This window comes from Blautia sp. OM07-19 (genome assembly GCF_003481595.1).
Classification (GTDB): domain Bacteria; phylum Bacillota; class Clostridia; order Lachnospirales; family Lachnospiraceae; genus Blautia_A; species Blautia_A intestinihominis.
Window position 1 is genome coordinate 1 of the sequence record NZ_QULA01000039.1, and the last position, 19,032, is coordinate 19,032.

Genomic DNA, 19,032 nt, shown 5'->3' on the forward strand with positions numbered 1-19,032 from the left:
AAACACTAAAAAATCCTTGATTTTCAAGGAAAAAAGACTTGACTATATAGGGAGGAACATCAACATGAATTTTCAATTTGCACACTACAACTACAACGTTATGAATCTGGACAAGTCCATTAAATTTTATGAGGAGGCACTTGGCCTTAAGGAAGTGAGACGTAAAGAAGCCGAGGACGGAAGTTTTATTCTGGTATATCTTGGCGATGGCAAGACCGGATTTGAATTGGAGCTTACCTGGCTGAGAGATTGGGAGAAGGATCATTATGATCTGGGAGACAATGAGATCCATCTTGCATTTACGACAGACGATATGGAAGCCTCCCATAAGAAACACGAAGAGATGGGCTGCATCTGCTTCGAAAACCCGGCAATGGGAATTTACTTTATCAATGATCCAGACGGATACTGGCTGGAGATCGTGCCGGAGAAAATGTAAATAAGCATGGAAAATAGAAAATTATAGTACAGAAGTCGGAGCAATCCGGCTTCTTTTTGTAAAAAAATATAACAGAAATTTTGAATATGAAATTATATAGAATGCACAAAGATTAAAAATATAATCAAAATCCATTGACAAAAATAAACGAGGAATATATGATAGAGCCATCAGTTGAGAACGTTCTCAATTATCAGACAAGAACGCCTTAACTTTTATTTTTAGAAACATTTGAGAACGTTCTCAAATAGCTCGAGGTGAACAATATGGCGGAAGATCGAACTATTACAATTGATGATGTTGCCAGATTAGCAGGTGTTTCCAGAGCAACTGTAGGACGTGTTGTAGGGAATTATGGAAGTGTATCTGAGAAATCGAAAGAGAGAGTTTGGGAAGCTGTTAAACAATTAGATTATCAACCTAATCTTATTGCCAGAGGACTTAGATCACAGTCGACAAAGACTATTGCAGTTGTCATTGGAAGTATCAGAAATACATATTCTACAGCACTTGTATATGCAGTGGAGAAGGAAGCACAGAAGAAGGGATATAATGTTTTAATCTGTACAACGCATGAAGATATAGAAAAAGAAATAAAGCATCTTAAAGATTTGAATAGCAAGAAAGTTGATGGAGTAATTCTTATGTCAGCATACAGAGCTGATGGCAGTATGGATGAAAAATACAGAGAATTTTATATAGGAAAGCTGCCAATCGTTTTTGTAGACCGAAATATACCAGGAATCAATCGAGATGTGATACAGAGTGAAAACTTTGACGCTTCTTATAAAGCGACACAATATCTTTTGAATATGGGACATAAAAAAATCGGCATTATTGCTACATCGAATTTCTCTACAGTTCAGGAACGCATTAAGGGATATAGAGCGGCGCTTACAGACGCAAAAGTAGAATTTGATGAATCATTGATAGCTAGTGTAGATGAACTTTCAGATAAAATGAGTAGAAAAGTTTGTCATGCATTTCTGGAACAACATCCGGATGTTACAGCATTGTATATTTTGAATAACAGTCTTTGTAGTGGAGTTTTGTTGGATCTGAAAGAAAGACAGATAAAAATTCCACAGGATGTTTCACTTTTGGTGTGGGACGATGAGGAATATAACGAACTTTTAGATCTTACAACAATTGAGCAGCCAATTACTGAAATTGGTAAACAGGCTACCAGGCGTTTGTTTGAACTGATTGGTGAGCCGGAAGAGACAGCAGATTATGAGTGCAAGAAACTGAAGCCGGAGCTTATTATTCGTAAATCATGTACAGCGCCTAATCAAAGTAAGTAATTCCGTGAGGATTACATATAAAAATGAACTTATATAAGGAGGAAGAAAAATGGATTTGATCATGGGAATGAACAGTGGTTCATCATTTGATGGAATTGACGTAATTCTGGCCGAAACCGAAATGGCTGAAGACGGTTTTCCGAAAGCACCGCGTTTTATCTGCGGAGGCTCTTATGAATGGCCAAAGGAAGTTGCTGACATTGTTCAGGATGCATTTGTCAACAAAGTAGATATGGTTGGACTGAACCGTCTTAATTATCTGTGCGGAGCAGTGTTTGCAGAAAAAGCAGCACAGTTTCTGAAAGAAAACAATATTGATTCAAGAGATGTAAAAGTTCTTGGTCTGGATACTCAGACTATTTATCAGGAACAACCAAATCATGCAGCTATTGCGAAAATGACAAAAGAAGAAAAAGACAACTGGGTAGGACGCTGGTTATCTGGAAATTATCCATGTGGAACACAGATGGGAGATACATCAGTTATTGCCAATCTGGTAGATATTGATACAGTTACTCATTTCCGTCCGGCGGATCATACTTCCGGTGGTGCAGCGGCTCCTTTAATGCCATACCTGGATTACATTCTTTTCAGAGATAAACCGGGATATACAATGACATTAAACATTGGAGGCATTGCAAACCTTCATGTCGCAAATGCAGATAGACGAAGAATGTTTGGATTTGATACAGGCCCAGGAAATATTATTTCAAATTATATGTGTAAAGTATTATTTGGCCTGGAATATGACAAAGACGGTGCAATTGCAGCATCCGGTAAAGTGGATGACGGTCTGATGGAGCATTTTATGAATCATCCATTCTGGGACAGACCTGTACCGCGTTCTGGATGGTCTCAGGATTACAGTGAAGAATATATTAAAGCAACTATTCAGAAATTCAGTTCCCTGCCAAAAGAGGATCTCCTTGCTACCGCGTGTGCATTTACAGGTGAAGCAGTTGCAAGAAGCATGAAAGAAAATGTACCAGAGGAAATCATTAAGTCTACTGATAAGCTCTATGCAAGTGGTGGTGGTGTTAAGAATCCTCAGATCATGAAAGAAATCCAGAAAAGAGTTCCTGGTAATATTAAAGTGACAACCTCTGCTGAAATCGGCATTCCACCGGAATACAAAGAAGCAATAAAGTTTGCGACCATTGCTTATTCAACGATTCATTGCGTACCAGGCAATATTCCAGCAGCAGGTCATGCATCACAGTATGCGATTCTGGGAAAAATCGCAGTAGCACCGCGCCATATCAAAGGCGGTCCACAACTGTAAATACACGTTTATCATATCACGTAAATCAATAATAATCTATAAAATTATTATAAATTGGGGGAATTACCTATGAAAAAAAGACTTATCAGCATTTTATGTGCAGCAGCTATGGCAACATCTCTTTTTGCAGGAGCAACTGTTGTTTCAGCAGCAGAAAATAAAGAAGCAAAAGATATTACAATTGGAGTATCCTTTGGACAGAATGTTCACCCATTCTTCGTAGCAATGCAGAAAGGTATTGAACAGGCATGCACAGACCTTGGTGTTGAAAACTGTAATATTCTTGCAGCGGACAGTTCTCTGGAGACACAGGTATCACAGATTGAAAACCTTGTTACAAAGGGATGTGATGTCCTTCTTCTGAATCCATATGATTCAGATGGTGTAGTAAATGCAGTACAGGCAGCAACGGACAAAGGAGTAGGAGTTTTTACAATGGATGTTGACTGTGAAGGTTCTACATCATTTGTAGCTTCTGATAACTATAAAGTTGGTGAGATGCTGGCAGATGCTGTAATCGAACAGCTGGATGGAAAAGGAAAAATTGCCATCATTGATGGTATTACCGTAACATCTCTGAAAGACAGAACAGATGGATTCATGGATAAAATTAAGGATACAGATATTGAAGTTGTAGCGGAACAGCAGACTGCACATGCAAGGGATACAGCACTTGCCTCAGCAGAAAATATTCTTCAGGCAAATCCGGATATTGATGCTTTTGTTGGTGTTAATGAGAACTCTGGAATGGCAATCTTAAGTGCAGCGACTTCTGCAGGGCTGAGTGATCTTTATATTACAACTGTAGATGCAACAGCTGAAAATATGGCAGCGATCCGTGATGGAAAAGTAGCCATCGGAGTTTCTCAGGATCCGTATAAAATGGGATATACAGCTGTAGAGCAGGCAATCAAATGGTGCCAGGGAGAAGAAACAGATGAATTTATCGAAGTTCCGGTAGAGTACATGGATAAGGATAATATTCAGGATTTCATTGACCGTGAAAAAGGCTATGGTGTTGAAGTAGAATAGGATATTCTCATGTTAATAAGAAACCACCTGCATAGAGCAGGTGGTTTCTTAAAAAAAGGGGTGAAAATCAAATGATGTCTCAGACAATCGTAAAAATGGAAGGCATATCTAAAGCATTTGCAGGAATTAAAGCTTTAGATAATGTACAGATAGATCTTCGACAGGGTGAAATTCATGCGTTAATGGGTGAAAATGGGGCAGGAAAATCTACATTGATGAAGATTATGACTGGTGTATATAGCAGAGACAGTGGAAAGATGTATCTTCAGAATGCGTTATCAAATCAGTTGGAAGAGGTAGAAATCAAATCCCCTCTTGCAGCACAGAAATTAGGACTCAGCATGGTATTTCAGGAGTTTAACCTTCTTGAAAATATGAACATTGCAGAAAATATTTTCATAGGGAGAGAGCCATTAGGAGCAGGTCAGACAGTAGACAAGAAACAGCTTATTCAAAATGCAGCAGTTGAACTGAAAAAAGTAAATCTGGATATTGATCCAAGTACGGAAGTATCAAAGTTAAGCTGTGGACAGAAACAATGTGTGGAAATTGCGAAGGCATTATCATTTAATGCAAGAGTTGTAGTGTTTGATGAGCCAACAGCAAGTTTATCTGAAAGAGAATCCCAGACGTTATTCAAACTGATTAAGGAATTAAAAGAGAAAGGAGTATGTATTGTTTACATCTCTCATAGGATGGAAGAAGTTTTTGAACTTTCTGATCGAATTACAGTATTTCGAAATGGAAAATATATTGACACAGTCAATACAAAAGATGTTCAGGAAAAAGATATTATTTCCATGATGATCGGCCATGAATTAAATATTGAAAAAAAATCCGGAAGCGAATTTGTAAATAAAAATAAAGTTGTACTTGAAATAAAAAATGTACAGGTATTTCCTGGAGCAAAGCCAGTCAGTTTCAAACTCTATGAAAAAGAAATCCTTGGATTTTTTGGTCTTGTAGGAGCAGGAAGAACAGAACTTGCAAGAATTATCTTTGGTGTTGACCCGATTGGAAGTGGTGAAATTTATGTAGAAGGTGGAAAAGTCAAAATTTCCAGCCCGAAAGATGCGATCCAGGCAGGAATAGGTCTGGTTCCAGAGGATAGAAAAGGACTTGGATTGATCCTTGGAATGAGTATTAAAGATAATATGTTGATTTCTAAGATTGGACAGTTCAAAAGTTCTCTTTTGAATAAAAAAACATTGAAAAACATTACAGGAACTTTTATTTCAGATTTAGGAATCAGTCTTCGTAATGAAGAACAGGAAGTAAAAGAACTGAGTGGTGGAAATCAGCAGAAGGTAGTTATTGCAAAATGGCTCGCAATGGAACCTAATATTTTAATCATGGATGAGCCTACTCGAGGAATTGATATTGGAGCCAAAAGTGAAATTTATGCTTTGATGCGTAAAATGACAGAGCAGGGAATGAGTATTATTATGATTTCTTCAGAAATGGCTGAAGTAATGCAGGTAAGCGACCGTATTCTTGTTATGCATGAAGGAAGTATTTCAGGAGAATTGACGGCTGAAGAGGTAACAAGAAACAATATTATGCAGGCCGCATTTGGAGGTGTAAGAGAATGAAGGAAAAGAAAATAAATATCAATGGATTAAGAGAACTTCTTTTAGTAGGTGTTGTACTTTTACTTTGTGTAGTATGGACAGTTATGAATCCACAGTTCCTTTCTGTCAATAATATTACCAATATTTTAAGACAGGCGTCTTATACTGCTATTGCAGCAGTTGGAATGACAATGATCATTATCATTGGAGAAATTGATCTGTCAGCAGGATCACTTGTTTGCGCCGCCGGTCTGGTAGGAGCGGTTGTATGCAAAAATACAAATAATGTACTGCTTGCAGTACTTGCTGCGATTCTTGTTGGTGCATTAGTTGGTCTTTGTAATGGTATTCTTTGTGCGGTAGGATGTCTGCCAGGTTTTATTGCTACTCTGGCAAGTATGACAATCCTTAGAGGTCTGGCATATATTATCACAGGTGGAAATTCAATTGTATGGTCAAATGACAACTTTACTAAGATTGGAACTGGCTATATAGGACCGGTACCGATTCCGGTTATTATCATGATCATTGCAATTATATTTGGTGTCATGCTGACAACAAAATTCCGCTTTGGACGTTATATTTATGCCGTTGGTGGAAATATGGAAACGAGTCGTTGGTCAGGTATTCCGGTTGTAAAAGTAAAAATTCTTGTATATGTGATCATGGGTGTACTTACTGCAATTGCAGGACTGATTGTTACAACAAGACTTGGATCAGGACAGCCATCAGCAGGTCTGAACTTTGAGATGGACTGTATCACAGCATCTGTTGTTGGAGGTACCAGCATGTCAGGTGGACGTGGTAAAGTAATGGGTACGGTAGTTGGTGTACTTCTTCTTACTGTTCTGACAAACGGTATGACACTGGTTGGTATGAATACATACTGGCAGCAGGTATTAAAAGGAATTATCATTGTAGTATCTGTTCTGGCTGATACAAGAGGAAAAGCAAAATAATCAAAATATGTGAATAGATAAATCTCACATCAGCACACATGCCACATACGCAAGCGTATTCGGACCATAATAGTATTTCAGGTTATTCTTCTGACATACTTCCGATACCAGCATACCGCATGCTTCCATCGAAGAGATTCTTTTTCGCGGGAAGCGGCAGGGTGCATCCGGGTAGGTGCAGGTTTTGCAGAGCATGCAGCATCCGGTTCCGAGTGGCAGGAAAGAAAAATGAGAGGCGTGGAGTTTTTCGAGGAACGCAAGGAAATGTTCCTGGTGAAGATTCTGCGCCTTCATCATGCCATCCCAGTCAAATTCATCTTCTAATTTTGTAACAGTCTGTACAAGAATTCCCTCTTTATAACAATAAATACTTCCACGAAGCTGATCCAGAGTTCCACACCCAGGAGGACAGCTCCAGCGTTTGGCATACTGCTGGCATCCCTGGGCACACATGTCCCGGACGTCCTGTTTTAATTCGATGGTTGCAGTATTCAGCGGTGCTGCATGCGTAAATCCTGATTCTAAAGCCAGGTTTTTAAGTTCTTCGTAATTCATTTCTATTCTTCTCCAAACATTAAATGATCAATATAACAGTCCTGAAATTCCGGACAGGATGCCAGTTCCAGAAATTCTGTCTTGGCAGCAAGAAACTGGCTGTAAGCAAATTCACGGCGATTTAAGGCACAGAGCTTTGCACCTTCTCCGGCGGCGTTCCCAATCGTTTCAATGCGATCAAGAAGCACAGGAGGTATCATACCGATCCGGCATGCAGAGACCGGGTTCATGTAATTTCCAAAAGCTCCGGCAAGATATACTTTACGGATATCTCCTACAGATACCTGCATCCGCCTTGCAAGAAGTTCAATACCGGAGCGGATGGCAGATTTGGCAAATTGAACTTCGGAGATATCTTTCTGGGTCAGAGTGACTGCAGAAGTACTGATTCGATATTCCGGAGCCTGCATCAGACCAGCTTCACTTAAGAATCCAGTGTCCAGAAGAGCGGCGGTCAGATCCAGCAGTCCTGATCCGCACAATCCCCTGACCTCAGCATTTCCGATGGTATGATAACAGACTTCTCCATTTTTTACAGAAACATGATCGATGGCTCCGGGAATTCCCCGCATGCCGCAAGAGATTCTGGCTCCTTCAAAAGCAGGCCCGGCAGCAGTGGAACAGGCAATCTGACGATGGCGGTCCCCCAGGACCATTTCCCCATTTGTACCAATGTCGATCATAAGAGTCAGTTCATCAAGCTGGTCAAAATGAACAGAAGTCATACATGCAACGGTATCGGCACCGACAAAACCGGCTATATTTGGAAGGATGCGGATACGCCCCTCTGGATGAATGGGAAGCAGCGGAGCGGCAGGAATCTCCATGGCATTGGAAACCTTTGGCATATAAGGCGGCACGGTCAGCGGCGAAGGATCGATGCCAAGGAAAAGATGATGCATGGCAGTATTACCGACAACACAGGTGAGAGTGATCTCCGAAAGCGGGATACCGGCTTTTGCGGCTGCTTTTGCGGCAAGGCTGGCAAGAACATGTGTAATGCAGTACTGAAGCTCTGAAGAGTGATTTTTCAGAACATATTCGATCCGGGATATTACATCCGCACCGTAAGCAGTCTGAGGGTTCAATATACTTTCTTTGGCAAGTTCCTCACCGGAGATACCGTCCAGAAGATAACAGACAACAGTCGTGCTTCCGATATCGTATGCAAGGATATATCTGTCACGGCCGTCCGGCTGTACAGAAACAGAAGTGCCATGTTTCAGGATCTGCATGTCAGATTTCTCAGGAATGCGGACTGTGATATTGTCCCGTATCACAGTCTGGCATGCCAGAGTTTCCCTGTCATTTATATAAACGATACATTTACCACATTTTCCATTTCCGCCGCAGGGAGCATCCGGGGCGAGTGAATTCTGCTGGAGAACGTGGAGCAGGTTTTCGCCTTCATCTGCATTTAAAATCCGATCATATGGTAAAACAGTAATTTGATAAGTATTCATTTTTCTGTGCCTTTCTATCCGCGTTGCCGAAAATCTTTTTTTCAATATAGCATTGTAAACACGGAAATACAATATTTTACTGCGAACGGTAATGGAATCACAGTAAGATAGTATACATCAATCAAAAGATAGTAGAAGTTATAACCCTTTGGATATTATAAAATAAAAGTGCGGGACAGATCATATAAGCGGACATGATCTGTCAAATGAGAAGGTGTTTGACAATGGCACATCAGGAGGGAACAAAATAATGATCATAATAGGAGAGAAACTGAACGGATCTATTCCGTCAGTTGCCAAGGCAATCTCTGAGAAGGATGCGGATCTGATCAGAGAAAGAGCCAGAATGCAGGCAGAAGCGGGTGCTACATTTCTGGACGTATGTGCGTCTGTAGAAGAGGACGTAGAAGTAGAAACACTGAAATGGATGATCGATCTTGTACAGGAAGTAACAGATACACCGATCTGTGTAGACAGCCCGAGTGCAAAATCCTGCGTAGCAGCGATCCCATTCTGCAAGAGACCAGGTCTTATCAACTCTGTATCTCTTGAAGGTGATAAAATCGATACCATTTTCCCGGTAATTGCGGACACAGACTGGGAATGCGTAGCACTTCTGTGCGATAATGATGGTATTCCGGATTCCGTAGAGCGACGTATGAAAATTTTCTTCGGAATTATGGAAAAAGCAAAACAGTACGGCATTGCACCAAGCCGTTTACATATTGACCCACTGGTTGTAACTTTAGGAACAGATCAGACTGCATTAACTGTATTTGCAGACTGCTGCAGAAGAATTAAATCTGAATATCCGGACATCCACATCACAAGTGGACTTTCCAATATTTCTTTCGGACTTCCGGTGAGAAAAAATATCAACCAGGCATTTATGGTACTGGCTATGAATGCTGGTATGGACAGTGCGATCGTTGACCCGACCAACAAGAACATGATCGGTATGATCTATGCAACAAATGCATTGTTAGAGCGTGATGAATACTGCTTGCAGTATATTGATAAATTTGGAAACAAAGCCGCTGAAGAAGTACAGCCTGCACCGGCTTCTCCACTTGATGAGAAGATGCAGAAAGTATTCAAATTAACTCAGGATGGTAAGAACAAAGAAATCGGACAGGCCGTTCAGGAAGCACTTGATGCAGGCTGTGACCCGACTGCTATCTTAAATGACGCAATGATCGGAGCTATGGCTGTCGTAGGTGATAACTTCAAGAAAGAGATCATCTTCGTTCCACAGATGCTTGCAGCAGCACGTGCTATGAAAGCCGGCGTGGATGTTCTGAAACCATATCTTGCAACAGGTGAAGCAGGAAGCGCAGGAACCATTATCCTTGGTACTGTAGCAGGTGACCTTCATGATATCGGTAAAAATCTTGTCGGTATGATGTTTGAGAGTGCCGGATTCGAAGTTATCGACCTTGGTGTTGATGTACCGATCCAGACATTCATTGATGAAGTAAATTCACACAAAGAAGCAAGTATTGTAGCTCTTTCTGCTCTTCTTACAACAACAATGCCATCACTTCGTGACACTGTTGCAGCACTTCTGAAACAGCCGTTCCGTAACCGTGTCAAGATCATGGTTGGAGGTGCTCCGATCAGCCAGGAATTCGCTGATGAGATCGGTGCAGATGCTTATACAGAAGATGCAGCTTCCGCAGCAGAGCAGGCTAAGAAATATGCAGAATCCGGATTCTGTGCAAAAGCAGAAGCCGGTGAATTTGATGATCTTCCGGTAGAAGGTGCAGAACCGGTACAGGAAGAAGTTAAAGAAGAAGCTCCGAAGGCAGAAGAAAAAGTTTCTGAGACACCTAAATTCGAAAAAGGTGCCGTAGATTTAAGCAAGATCCAGCTTCCGAAACCGGGAGAAGGCTACAAGCTTAACTGGGAAGCAACCAAAGAAAAATTTGCTAATTACTGGCAGCACAAAAACACCGGAAGACCGCTGATGTGTGTTATCGCCAGAAGACCGGAAGTGGAGCAGTACTCAGACGGAACACCTGTTGAGGGTGGTTATCTGGATCAGATCTGCCAGGGTAAATATTACAACATGCCGGAAGAACTGAAATGGAAAGACATGGAAGACAAATACCAGAATGCACAGAGGATCGTAGACCGTTATCGTTACTTCTGCGATACACATGCATTCCTTGGAGAGAGTTTCCCGAACCTGAACATCGACTTTGGTCCAGGATCCGTAGCATCTTACCTCGGATCTGAGATCGGATTCAAAGAAGATACTGTATGGTTCAACAAATGTCTGGACAGCTGGGAAGGTGTACCGAAACTTACTTTTGACCCGGAAAACAAATGGTTCAAAAAACACATCCAGCTTGCAAAAGACTGTAAGGAACTGGCAGGAGACGATTTTGTTGTAGATATGCCTGACCTTATGGAAAACATCGACGTACTTGCTTCCCTCCGCGGTGCACAGGATATCCTGTTTGACCTGCTGGATGAGCCGGATATGATCGGTGAGAGAATCCAGGAAGTAACCGATGTTTACTATGAATACTATGACCGTTTCTATGATATCATCAAAGACGAAAACGGCGGAAACGCTTACACTGTATTCCAGATCTGGGGACCTGGAAGAACTGTAAAATTACAGTGCGATTTCTCTGCAATGATGTCACCGGAAGACTTCAGAAAATACATTCAGCCATCCTTACGTGAGCAGAGTGAGAAAGTAGACCATGTCCTGTATCATCTTGATGGACCGGCTGCGATCAAACACATGGATGCACTGATGGAAATCGATGGAATTGACGCTCTGCAGTGGACAAGTGGAGATGCAGGCCCGGACGGAACACTTCCGGACTGGGATGTGATCTACGACAAAGCAATTGCAGCAGGAAAATCCATCTGGGTAAAAGTTTACTCAGGAGAATTCGAAGACTGGATCAAGAACGTAGACCGTATCGTTAAGAAATATGGTTCTCACAGCTTATTCCTTCTGTTCCCGGAAATGTCTCTGGAACAGGCTGCATACCTTCTTGACTATGCAGACAAAAACTGGAGCGATGTAAAAGGAACTTATGTAGAATCTCTCGGAAGATAAACCCTTATATTAATATAGTTGAATCCCAAATTTAAATAAACGGGAGCCGCCAGGTAATGTCACGACCTGACGGCTCTTTTTTTGCTGCATGCAACCTGTTAAAACATACGAAAACGATATGCTTATAAAGGCGTAATTTATATAATTTACACAAAAAATCATAAGAAAGTATAGATTGTGCGGAAGAAAAAAGAGGAATATTCTCATTTAGAAAGTATAATTAGAGACATATTAAGGGATGCAACTATATAAGGTGAACAAATGAAAGAGAGGTTTTTTTAATCATGAAACAGAAAGCAATGGATGTAAAACTCGTAGTAAGACCACTGATCGGATGTCTGACACATACACACTTCTGGGAAGGCCCATGTCGTGCAGGTCACAAAGAAGACATGACTGTTGAGGCAGAAACAAAGGCAGCAGATGAGACATTTAAAGAATCTGTAGAAGCTCTGAAAGGTGTGATTGATGAAGTTCAGTTCACAGAGCCGATGGATGTTCGTTATGATGAATCTTTCGTAGTAAAGAAAGATCTGTTTGAAAAAATCGGCGAAAATCTTGATGAGATTGATTGCTTCCTGTGCATAGGATGGAGAATTCCAAAACTGGAACGCTACAACAAACCGGTAATCATCTGGCAGAACGGAAACGAAGGAATCGACTTTGCAGCTTACTGCCGTTCTATCGGAGTAGAAGCTTATGTAGCAATGGATCTTCAGGATGTAAACGAGATCGCACATATCCTCTGGGTAAGAAAAGCCGTTCGCAACACAAGAGCACTTGTACTTACAGCAGGATCTTTGCCAACATTCGGTATCCAGAGCCTGATCCGTGATCCGGAAGTTCTCCGTCAGCGTTATGGATTTGAAGTAGTAAAACTTCCATTCACATCTATCTTCAAATATATGGATGAGATCACAGACGAAGAAGCAAAACCGATCGCCGACAAGATCATTGCAGGTTCTACAGATACACAGGTAAATACAGACTGGTTCCTCAACGACGTGAAATATTATCTGGCAGCTAAGAAAATGATGGATATCTATGACTGCAACGCATTCTCAACTGCATGTCATGAGCTCTGCACAACAGAGATCCCGCAGAACCGTAAATTTACACCATGTATGTGTCATTCCATCATGAAAGATGAAGGAATCCCGAGCGGATGTGAGGAAGACCTGAACGCACTTATGGCTATGCTGATCATGCAGTACGCTGCAAACCGTCCGGCATTCATGGGTAACCCGAACCATGAGACAGACGAACTGCTTCGTATCCACCATGCAGTACCGGCACTTTGCATGAATGGTTATGGAACAAAACCACTGGAATACAAACTGTGGGCATTCACTGGTCAGGGATTTGGTGGAAAACTGCAGGTTGACTTCACAGAGAACGATGATGACTATGTAACACTTGGCCGTTTCAACCCGGCAGGCGATACCATCTGCATCAAGAAAGGTAAAGTTATCCGTTCCGAATATGCAGATACATACTGCAGCCCGTACTACTACATCCAGATGGATGACGCAAGAGAATATATGCACAACCTGGCAGGCTTTGGTCATCATCAGGTACTTATCTTTGGTGATTACACAAAACTTATCAAAAAGATTGCAAAGGTTATGAACTTTAACGTACTGGAAGGATGATTCCGAATGGTTTATCTGAATAACGCGGCTACATCATGGCCGAAACCTTCCTGCGTGAATGAAGCTGTACAGGCGTGTCTTATGGACACGCCTGCTTCACAATTCAGGGGAGGAAGCGCGATTTTAAAAAAAGATGTGGAAGTACTCTGTCGTGAAGCTATGGGGGAACTGCTGGGGATAGCAGAGAGTGAGAGGATTTTTTTTACATCAGGGGCAACAGAAAGTTTGAATACTGTCCTGTGTGGACTCGATTATGGAAAAGCAGGAAACAGCATTCTCGTGACACAGACAGAGCATAACAGTGTCCTGCGTCCGCTTATGAATCAGTCGGCATTAAAAGAGCATCCGGTAAAAATCATCTCCTGCACCGCGATTGGCGCAGTGACAGAGGAACTGCTGGAACAGGCGCTGGAAGAAGAGCGGCAGGACGGACGGCAGGCAGCAGCACTTGTGGTCAATCATTGCTCGAATGTAACGGGATATGTGCAGGACATGGACATGATCAGCAGGTTCGCAAAGAAAAACAACCTTTGTCTGATAGTGGATGTTTCCCAGAGTGCAGGCTGTATTCCGGTATATGCAGATCAGTGGAAAGCAGATGCGGTTATTTTTACAGGTCACAAAAGTCTTATGGGTATGCAGGGCAGTGGTGGATTTTATATCAGAGAAGGTATTTTACTAAAGCCGTTGAAATATGGGGGAACAGGACGTAACAGTAAGCAGCTGACCTATGAAGATGAAGATTATGAATATGAAGTTGGCACACAGAACCTTCCGGGAATCACGGCATTGCTGGCTGGAGTGAATTTTGTACGTGAAACAGGAGTTGACATGATCCATAAAAAAGAAATGGCACTTATGGAGAAATTGTATGAAGCTCTGGAGAAGATCCCGGGAATCCAGGTATACGGAAATTCTAAGGAATGCAGGGGACCTGTCATGAGTCTGAACTTCAAAGGCCTGACAGCTTCCGATGCGGCATATATCCTGGAAAGTGGGTATGGAATCACGGTACGTGCGGGACTTCACTGTTCTCCACTGATCCATGAAGCTATGGGAACACAAAAGAATGGAACGATCCGCATAAGCATATCTTACTTTACAAAAGAGAAGGACATACAGGAATTTCTTACAGCGGCAGAGCAGATCGCAGGCTCTGTGGCAGGACGATGAACAGGGGAAAAGTTTATGAAGATTACAGGAAAGCGGCCTTCAAGAGAGAAATGTGCAGAATCCGGCTGGTTTGCAACAGACTATCTTATGGATGCGCCGATAGACAGAGAATTTATTTTAAAGCTGAAATCACTTGGAGGTTTTGTATATCTTGATATGCTGAAACAGCCTTTTTTTAAGATCGAGAATAACTACTATATGATAAAGGGGATAGAAGGAAACGACTATTTCAGGATCGCCGTTCATGGAAAACATGAAGATGAACTGGCAAAACTGGAAGCATTCATCCTGAATTGCGTGAAAGAATAAAATCTGCTATACTGAGAACGTTAAAGAATCGAATTTTGTGTTATCAGATTTGACAGAATTAACGTTACTTACAGGAGGCAGACGATGAGGCTTGAACGAGATAATATTCCACTTGATAAAGATTTTCCTTTTCAGATTTCAGAGGTAGTGCTGACCCCGAAGAACAGCAGGCCGGGGACCTGGCACTGGCACAGTTACTTTGAGATCACCTGTGTGCTTGAGGGGAAGGGGAATTATTTTGTCAATGGACAGGAGTATACGATGGAGAAGGATGATGTGATCATCTTTAACAACGTAGAACCTCATGGGTGGAATCTTATCGGGGATGATATGAAGCTTCTGGTCATGATCTTTTCGCCGGAATTTATTGCAGAGAAGATCAGCGTATTTGACACGGAGTATCTGAAGCCCTTTGTAGAGCGGGGAAGTAATTTCAAGAACCGTGTCGGCAGGGAAGATGAAATAAATGCAGATATCCGTGCGGGCATCTGGGAAATTTATAAAGAGTGGAATGATCAGAAAGAAGGTTATCCTCTTATGATCAAGGCCAATGTATTGCGGATCCTCACCATGCTCATACGTACTTATCAGGATGAAACCAAATCCGGAGAGATGCTCAAGGAGAAAAAGAACGCCATGAAGCGTCTGGAGCAGGCGTTTGATTACATCGATGCTCATTACTGCGAGAAGATCACACTGGAAGAGGTTGCGTCATCTGTGTATATGAGTGCCAATTATTTTTCATCTTATTTTCGTAAGGTGACGAATATCAGTTTCAGTGATTATGTAACACGAATGCGTATCAATCATGCCCGTGAACTTCTTCGTGAAGGGAAGAAAAATGTTACGGAAATCGCCATGGAATGTGGGTTTAATAATATTTCAAATTTCTATCGACTGTATAAGAAACATGTGGGCAAAACACCCAAGGATGAAAAGAGTAAAAATAGTTAAAAATCAGAATCAGATAAGCCATAGACCGATCATAAACAGCCGTGTTAGGATAAAAACAGCAATGTTATATCCTGATACGGCGTTTTTTTATGGGAAACAAAAACTTACAAAAGGAGATTTGGGGAAATGATAAAAACAGACAGATATGTAGAATGTTCAGCAGCAGGCATGAAATATCGCCTGATACCGGTAACAGATGAGATCATCCGCTGCATGATCGCAAAAGATGAAGTAAAAACAGAGCAGGAATCTCTGATCATCGAGAAAAAAGAGTATCCGCAGGTTCCATTTGAAGCAGCAGAAGCAGACGAAGTAGTTACAGTAAAAACATCAGCAGTGCAGGCAGAACTGAATCTCAAAACAGGAGGGATCACCTGGAAACATGCAGATGGAAGTGTGTGGCTGGAGCAGAACAAAGCGGATCTCACCAGGATTGATGTCGTACACTATAATACAGGCGGCGAAAAACCGATCATCAACCGTGTAAAGACTGTAGACGGTGAAAGAAACTTTATCCAGAACCTCAAGGCAGAAAAAATCAGAGACGGATACCGCGCAAGAGTTTTCTTTGACTGGAAAGAAGACGAGGAGATCCATGGACTTGGACAGGCAGAAGAAGGTATTTACAACTACCGTGAACATACACAGTATCTGTATCAGCACAATATGCGTATCCCGATGCCGATGTTTGTATCTACCGAAGGATATGGAGTCCTGTTTGACTGCTGTTCACTGATGACTTTTAATGATGAAGGCAGAGAATCCTATCTGTTCCTGGATACGGTAGACCAGATCGATTATTATTTCCTCGGTGGAAATACAATGGATGAGATCATTCATGACTACCGTTATCTGACAGGTAAAGCACAGATGCTGCCGAAGTGGGCGTATGGCTACATCCAGTCCAAAGAGCAGTATTACACAGCAAAAGAACTGGCTGAGATCGTGCGTCATTACAGAGAGATCGGTGTTCCGATCGATTGTGTCGTTCAGGACTGGAATACCTGGGAACCAGGCAACTGGGGAGAAAAGATCCTCGACAAAGAACGCTACGGTGACAACAAAGAATGCATGGAAGAAATCAACAAAATGCATGCACACAGCATGGTCTCTGTATGGCCGAACATGAATGCGGGCGGCAAAAACCATCAGGAATTTTTTGACGCAGGCTATCTGCTTTATGACTATGCAACCTACAATGCTTTTGATGAAAAAGCCCGTGAAATGTACTGGAAACAGGCAAAAGAAGGACTTTTTGATGAAGGATTTGAATCCTGGTGGTGCGATTCCACAGAGCCTTTCTCCGGTCCTGACTGGAATGGCGGCGTGAAGAGAGAGCCATGGGAGAGATATGAACTTGTCGGCGGCGAGCACAAGAAATATCTGGATCCGGCTGTTGCCAATGCGTTTGCACTGATGCATGCAAAGGGTATTTATGAAAACCAGAGAAAAGACACTGAAGACAAACGTGTCCTCAACCTGACCCGTTCCGGTTATGCATCCGGGCAGAAATACGCAGCCATGCTGTGGTCCGGCGATACCTGCGCTTCCTGGGACAACTTCAAGATCCAGATCGTAGAAGGCCTGAATATGGGACTGAGTGGTTATCCGTACTGGACACTGGATATCGGTGCGTTCTTTACAGTTGCTGATAAATGGCAGAATCGTGGCTGTGGCTGCAACACAGATCCGGAGCCGAAGTGGTTCTGGCAGGGCAAATACAATGAAGGTGTGAAGGACAAAGGATACTGCGAGCTTTATACCAGATGGCTTGAGATGGGAACTTTCCTTCCGATGTTCCGCTCTCACGGAACAGATACTCCGAGAGAAATCTGGAACTTCGGTGACAAAGGAACGATGTTCTATGATGCAATTGAGAAATCTATTAAGCTGAGATACCATCTGATGCCGTATATCTATTCTCTTGCAGGAGCTGTTCACTTCAACGACTATACGATCATGAGAAGCCTTCTGTTTGATTTCCCGCAGGATAAGACTGCAAGAAAGATTGAGAATGAGTTTATGTTCGGACCGTCACTTCTGATCTGTGCAGTTACAGAGCCAATGTACTACGGCCCGGAAAGCACAGAACTTGACCGTGAAAAAACATGGGAATGTTATCTCCCCCAGGGAGCTGACTGGTATGATTACTGGACCGGCAAGAAATATGAAGGCGGTCAGTATGTAACGGTAGATGCGCCGATCGACCAGATGCCGATCTTTGTAAAAGCAGGAAGCATTCTTCCGGTTGCAGACGGACTTACTTATGCATCTCAGAAACCGGAAGGACCGGTGAAACTGATGGTTTACCCGGGAGCAGATGCAGAATTTACTCTTTATGAAGATGAGGGAAATAACTATAACTTTGAGAAGGGTGCATACGCAACCACAAAACTGATCTGGAATGACCAGAAAGGTGAACTGACTGTAGAAGAAAGACAGGGAAGCTTTGATGGTATGGAAGATATTTCTTATGAGGAAGTCATCATTTGATGGCTTCCTCTTTTTCATCGCGATATTCCAGCGGGCTCTTGCCGGTATGTTTCTTGAAGATACGGCTGAAATATCCCTGGTCATGGTAACCGCACATCTCTCCGATCTGACGGACAGAAAGTGAAGGCTCATTGAGAAGCAGCTTCTGTGCATGATGCATCCTCAGATTGGTCAGATATTTGGTCGGGGTACAGTCATATGCCTGGCAGAAGATCTTTGTCAGATAACCGGGACTGTAATTCATATTGTCTGCGATCAGGTTCAGATTGATATCGTCACTGTAGTTTTTTATAATAAAATCCCGCAGAACAGAAGCAATTTGAGAGGGAGTCATGGAAGCGGTTCCTGCATTAAAGACAGCTTCGTAATCCTTCTTGGCGATCTGAAATTCACGTTTGATCTTTTGCAGGGCATCATGGAGCTCATCGGGATCCACTGGTTTCAGCAGGTAGTCAGAGACTTTGAGAGTAATAGCTTTCTTGGCATATTCAAAGTCTGAAAACCCGCTTGTGATAATAAATTTAGTGAAAGGGAACTGACTTCTTACTTTGGTAAGCAAGGCCATCCCATCCATAACAGGCATACGGATATCCGTTATGACAAGATCAGGAGTAAGCTTTTCTACCAGTGCAAATGCCTGCTCGCCTGTCTGGGCAGTACCTGTAACCTGAAAATCCGGGTCCGCTTTCTGGATTTTCTGGACAAGGTTATTTAAAAGAAGTTCTTCGTCCTCCGCAACGACTACTGTGTATTTCATGATAGTTCCT

At 42.3% G+C, this 19,032-nt stretch carries 15 protein-coding genes; 12 read left to right on the forward strand and 3 right to left on the reverse strand.

What is annotated here, in order from left to right; genetic code table 11:
• The first annotated feature begins 64 nt into the window (after nt 1–64).
• The 6 genes from DXC01_RS17480 (at nt 65) to DXC01_RS17505 (ending at nt 6,587) form a co-directional block, all read left to right on the forward strand.
• Nucleotides 65–439, forward strand: coding sequence for a VOC family protein (locus DXC01_RS17480; protein WP_022213397.1), 375 nt, complete (start codon nt 65–67; stop codon nt 437–439).
• Nucleotides 440–705: 266 nt separating this feature from the next.
• Nucleotides 706–1,743, forward strand: a complete 1,038-nt coding sequence (locus tag DXC01_RS17485; RefSeq protein WP_022213396.1) for a LacI family DNA-binding transcriptional regulator — start codon at nt 706–708, stop codon at nt 1,741–1,743.
• Nucleotides 1,744–1,792: 49 nt separating this feature from the next.
• The gene (locus DXC01_RS17490) at nt 1,793–3,025 is read left to right on the forward strand and encodes an anhydro-N-acetylmuramic acid kinase (protein ID WP_022213395.1); all 1,233 of its coding nucleotides are present in this window, start codon (nt 1,793–1,795) and stop codon (nt 3,023–3,025) included.
• Nucleotides 3,026–3,094: 69 nt separating this feature from the next.
• Nucleotides 3,095–4,057, forward strand: a complete 963-nt coding sequence (locus tag DXC01_RS17495; RefSeq protein WP_022213394.1) for a sugar ABC transporter substrate-binding protein — start codon at nt 3,095–3,097, stop codon at nt 4,055–4,057.
• 71 nt (nt 4,058–4,128) lie between these two features.
• Nucleotides 4,129–5,649, forward strand: coding sequence for a sugar ABC transporter ATP-binding protein (locus DXC01_RS17500; protein WP_022213393.1), 1,521 nt, complete (start codon nt 4,129–4,131; stop codon nt 5,647–5,649).
• The gene (locus DXC01_RS17505; protein WP_022213392.1) at nt 5,646–6,587 is read left to right on the forward strand and encodes an ABC transporter permease; all 942 of its coding nucleotides are present in this window, start codon (nt 5,646–5,648) and stop codon (nt 6,585–6,587) included. Before DXC01_RS17500 ends, DXC01_RS17505 begins: the two co-directional genes overlap by 4 nt.
• Nucleotides 6,588–6,611: 24 nt before the next feature.
• Here DXC01_RS17505 and DXC01_RS17510 read toward each other — a convergent pair whose 3' ends face one another.
• Nucleotides 6,612–7,142, reverse strand: a complete 531-nt coding sequence (locus DXC01_RS17510) for a DUF2284 domain-containing protein (RefSeq protein ID WP_118699471.1) — start codon at nt 7,140–7,142, stop codon at nt 6,612–6,614.
• A gap of 2 nt (nt 7,143–7,144) precedes the next feature.
• Nucleotides 7,145–8,605 carry an ASKHA domain-containing protein gene (locus DXC01_RS17515; protein WP_022213390.1) on the reverse strand — a complete coding sequence of 487 codons (1,461 nt, stop codon included), beginning with the start codon at nt 8,603–8,605 and terminating at the stop codon, nt 7,145–7,147.
• Nucleotides 8,606–8,855: 250 nt separating this feature from the next.
• On the opposite strand from DXC01_RS17515, the gene DXC01_RS20775 reads away from it, so the two are divergent.
• The 6 genes from DXC01_RS20775 to DXC01_RS17555 all read left to right on the forward strand — a co-directional run bounded on the left by DXC01_RS20775 (nt 8,856) and on the right by DXC01_RS17555 (nt 18,265).
• Complete coding sequence (locus DXC01_RS20775; protein ID WP_022213389.1) at nt 8,856–11,684, forward strand: cobalamin-dependent protein; 2,829 nt, start codon at nt 8,856–8,858, stop codon at nt 11,682–11,684.
• A gap of 284 nt (nt 11,685–11,968) precedes the next feature.
• Nucleotides 11,969–13,336: a hypothetical protein gene (locus DXC01_RS17535; RefSeq protein WP_118699472.1), complete on the forward strand. Its 1,368-nt coding sequence runs from the start codon at nt 11,969–11,971 to the stop codon at nt 13,334–13,336.
• Nucleotides 13,337–13,342: 6 nt separating this feature from the next.
• Nucleotides 13,343–14,509, forward strand: a complete 1,167-nt coding sequence (locus DXC01_RS17540) for an aminotransferase class V-fold PLP-dependent enzyme (RefSeq protein WP_118252565.1) — start codon at nt 13,343–13,345, stop codon at nt 14,507–14,509.
• A 15-nt stretch (nt 14,510–14,524) separates the two neighbouring features.
• Nucleotides 14,525–14,818, forward strand: coding sequence for a hypothetical protein (locus DXC01_RS17545; protein WP_022213386.1), 294 nt, complete (start codon nt 14,525–14,527; stop codon nt 14,816–14,818).
• Between the two features lie 84 nt (nt 14,819–14,902).
• On the forward strand, nt 14,903–15,772 hold the full coding sequence (locus tag DXC01_RS17550) for an AraC family transcriptional regulator (RefSeq protein WP_022213385.1): 870 nt from the start codon (nt 14,903–14,905) through the stop codon (nt 15,770–15,772).
• A 126-nt stretch (nt 15,773–15,898) separates the two neighbouring features.
• A complete protein-coding gene (locus DXC01_RS17555; protein ID WP_022213384.1) occupies nt 15,899–18,265 on the forward strand; it encodes a glycoside hydrolase family 31 protein in 2,367 nt (788 codons plus the stop codon).
• Here the strand turns inward: DXC01_RS17555 and DXC01_RS17560 are convergent.
• Nucleotides 18,258–19,022 carry a response regulator transcription factor gene (locus DXC01_RS17560; protein ID WP_022213383.1) on the reverse strand — a complete coding sequence of 255 codons (765 nt, stop codon included), beginning with the start codon at nt 19,020–19,022 and terminating at the stop codon, nt 18,258–18,260. The two genes, DXC01_RS17555 and DXC01_RS17560, sit on opposite strands and share 8 nt — an antisense overlap.
• Nucleotides 19,023–19,032: the final 10 nt, after the last annotated feature.

Bases quoted from the DNA above. Each gene is read 5' to 3' on its own strand.
- DXC01_RS17535 (WP_118699472.1), top strand. From the start codon at position 11,969: ATGAAACAGAAAGCAATGGATGTAAAACTCGTAGTAAGACCACTGATC.
- DXC01_RS17485 (WP_022213396.1), top strand. From the start codon at position 706: ATGGCGGAAGATCGAACTATTACAATTGATGATGTTGCCAGATTAGCA.
- DXC01_RS20775 (WP_022213389.1), top strand. From the start codon at position 8,856: ATGATCATAATAGGAGAGAAACTGAACGGATCTATTCCGTCAGTTGCC.
- DXC01_RS17505 (WP_022213392.1), top strand. From the start codon at position 5,646: ATGAAGGAAAAGAAAATAAATATCAATGGATTAAGAGAACTTCTTTTA.
- DXC01_RS17500 (WP_022213393.1), top strand. From the start codon at position 4,129: ATGATGTCTCAGACAATCGTAAAAATGGAAGGCATATCTAAAGCATTT.
- DXC01_RS17545 (WP_022213386.1), top strand. From the start codon at position 14,525: ATGAAGATTACAGGAAAGCGGCCTTCAAGAGAGAAATGTGCAGAATCC.
- DXC01_RS17490 (WP_022213395.1), top strand. From the start codon at position 1,793: ATGGATTTGATCATGGGAATGAACAGTGGTTCATCATTTGATGGAATT.
- DXC01_RS17480 (WP_022213397.1), top strand. From the start codon at position 65: ATGAATTTTCAATTTGCACACTACAACTACAACGTTATGAATCTGGAC.
- DXC01_RS17540 (WP_118252565.1), top strand. From the start codon at position 13,343: ATGGTTTATCTGAATAACGCGGCTACATCATGGCCGAAACCTTCCTGC.
- DXC01_RS17515 (WP_022213390.1), bottom strand. From the start codon at position 8,605: ATGAATACTTATCAAATTACTGTTTTACCATATGATCGGATTTTAAAT.
- DXC01_RS17510 (WP_118699471.1), bottom strand. From the start codon at position 7,142: ATGAATTACGAAGAACTTAAAAACCTGGCTTTAGAATCAGGATTTACG.
- DXC01_RS17550 (WP_022213385.1), top strand. From the start codon at position 14,903: ATGAGGCTTGAACGAGATAATATTCCACTTGATAAAGATTTTCCTTTT.
- DXC01_RS17555 (WP_022213384.1), top strand. From the start codon at position 15,899: ATGATAAAAACAGACAGATATGTAGAATGTTCAGCAGCAGGCATGAAA.
- DXC01_RS17560 (WP_022213383.1), bottom strand. From the start codon at position 19,022: ATGAAATACACAGTAGTCGTTGCGGAGGACGAAGAACTTCTTTTAAAT.
- DXC01_RS17495 (WP_022213394.1), top strand. From the start codon at position 3,095: ATGAAAAAAAGACTTATCAGCATTTTATGTGCAGCAGCTATGGCAACA.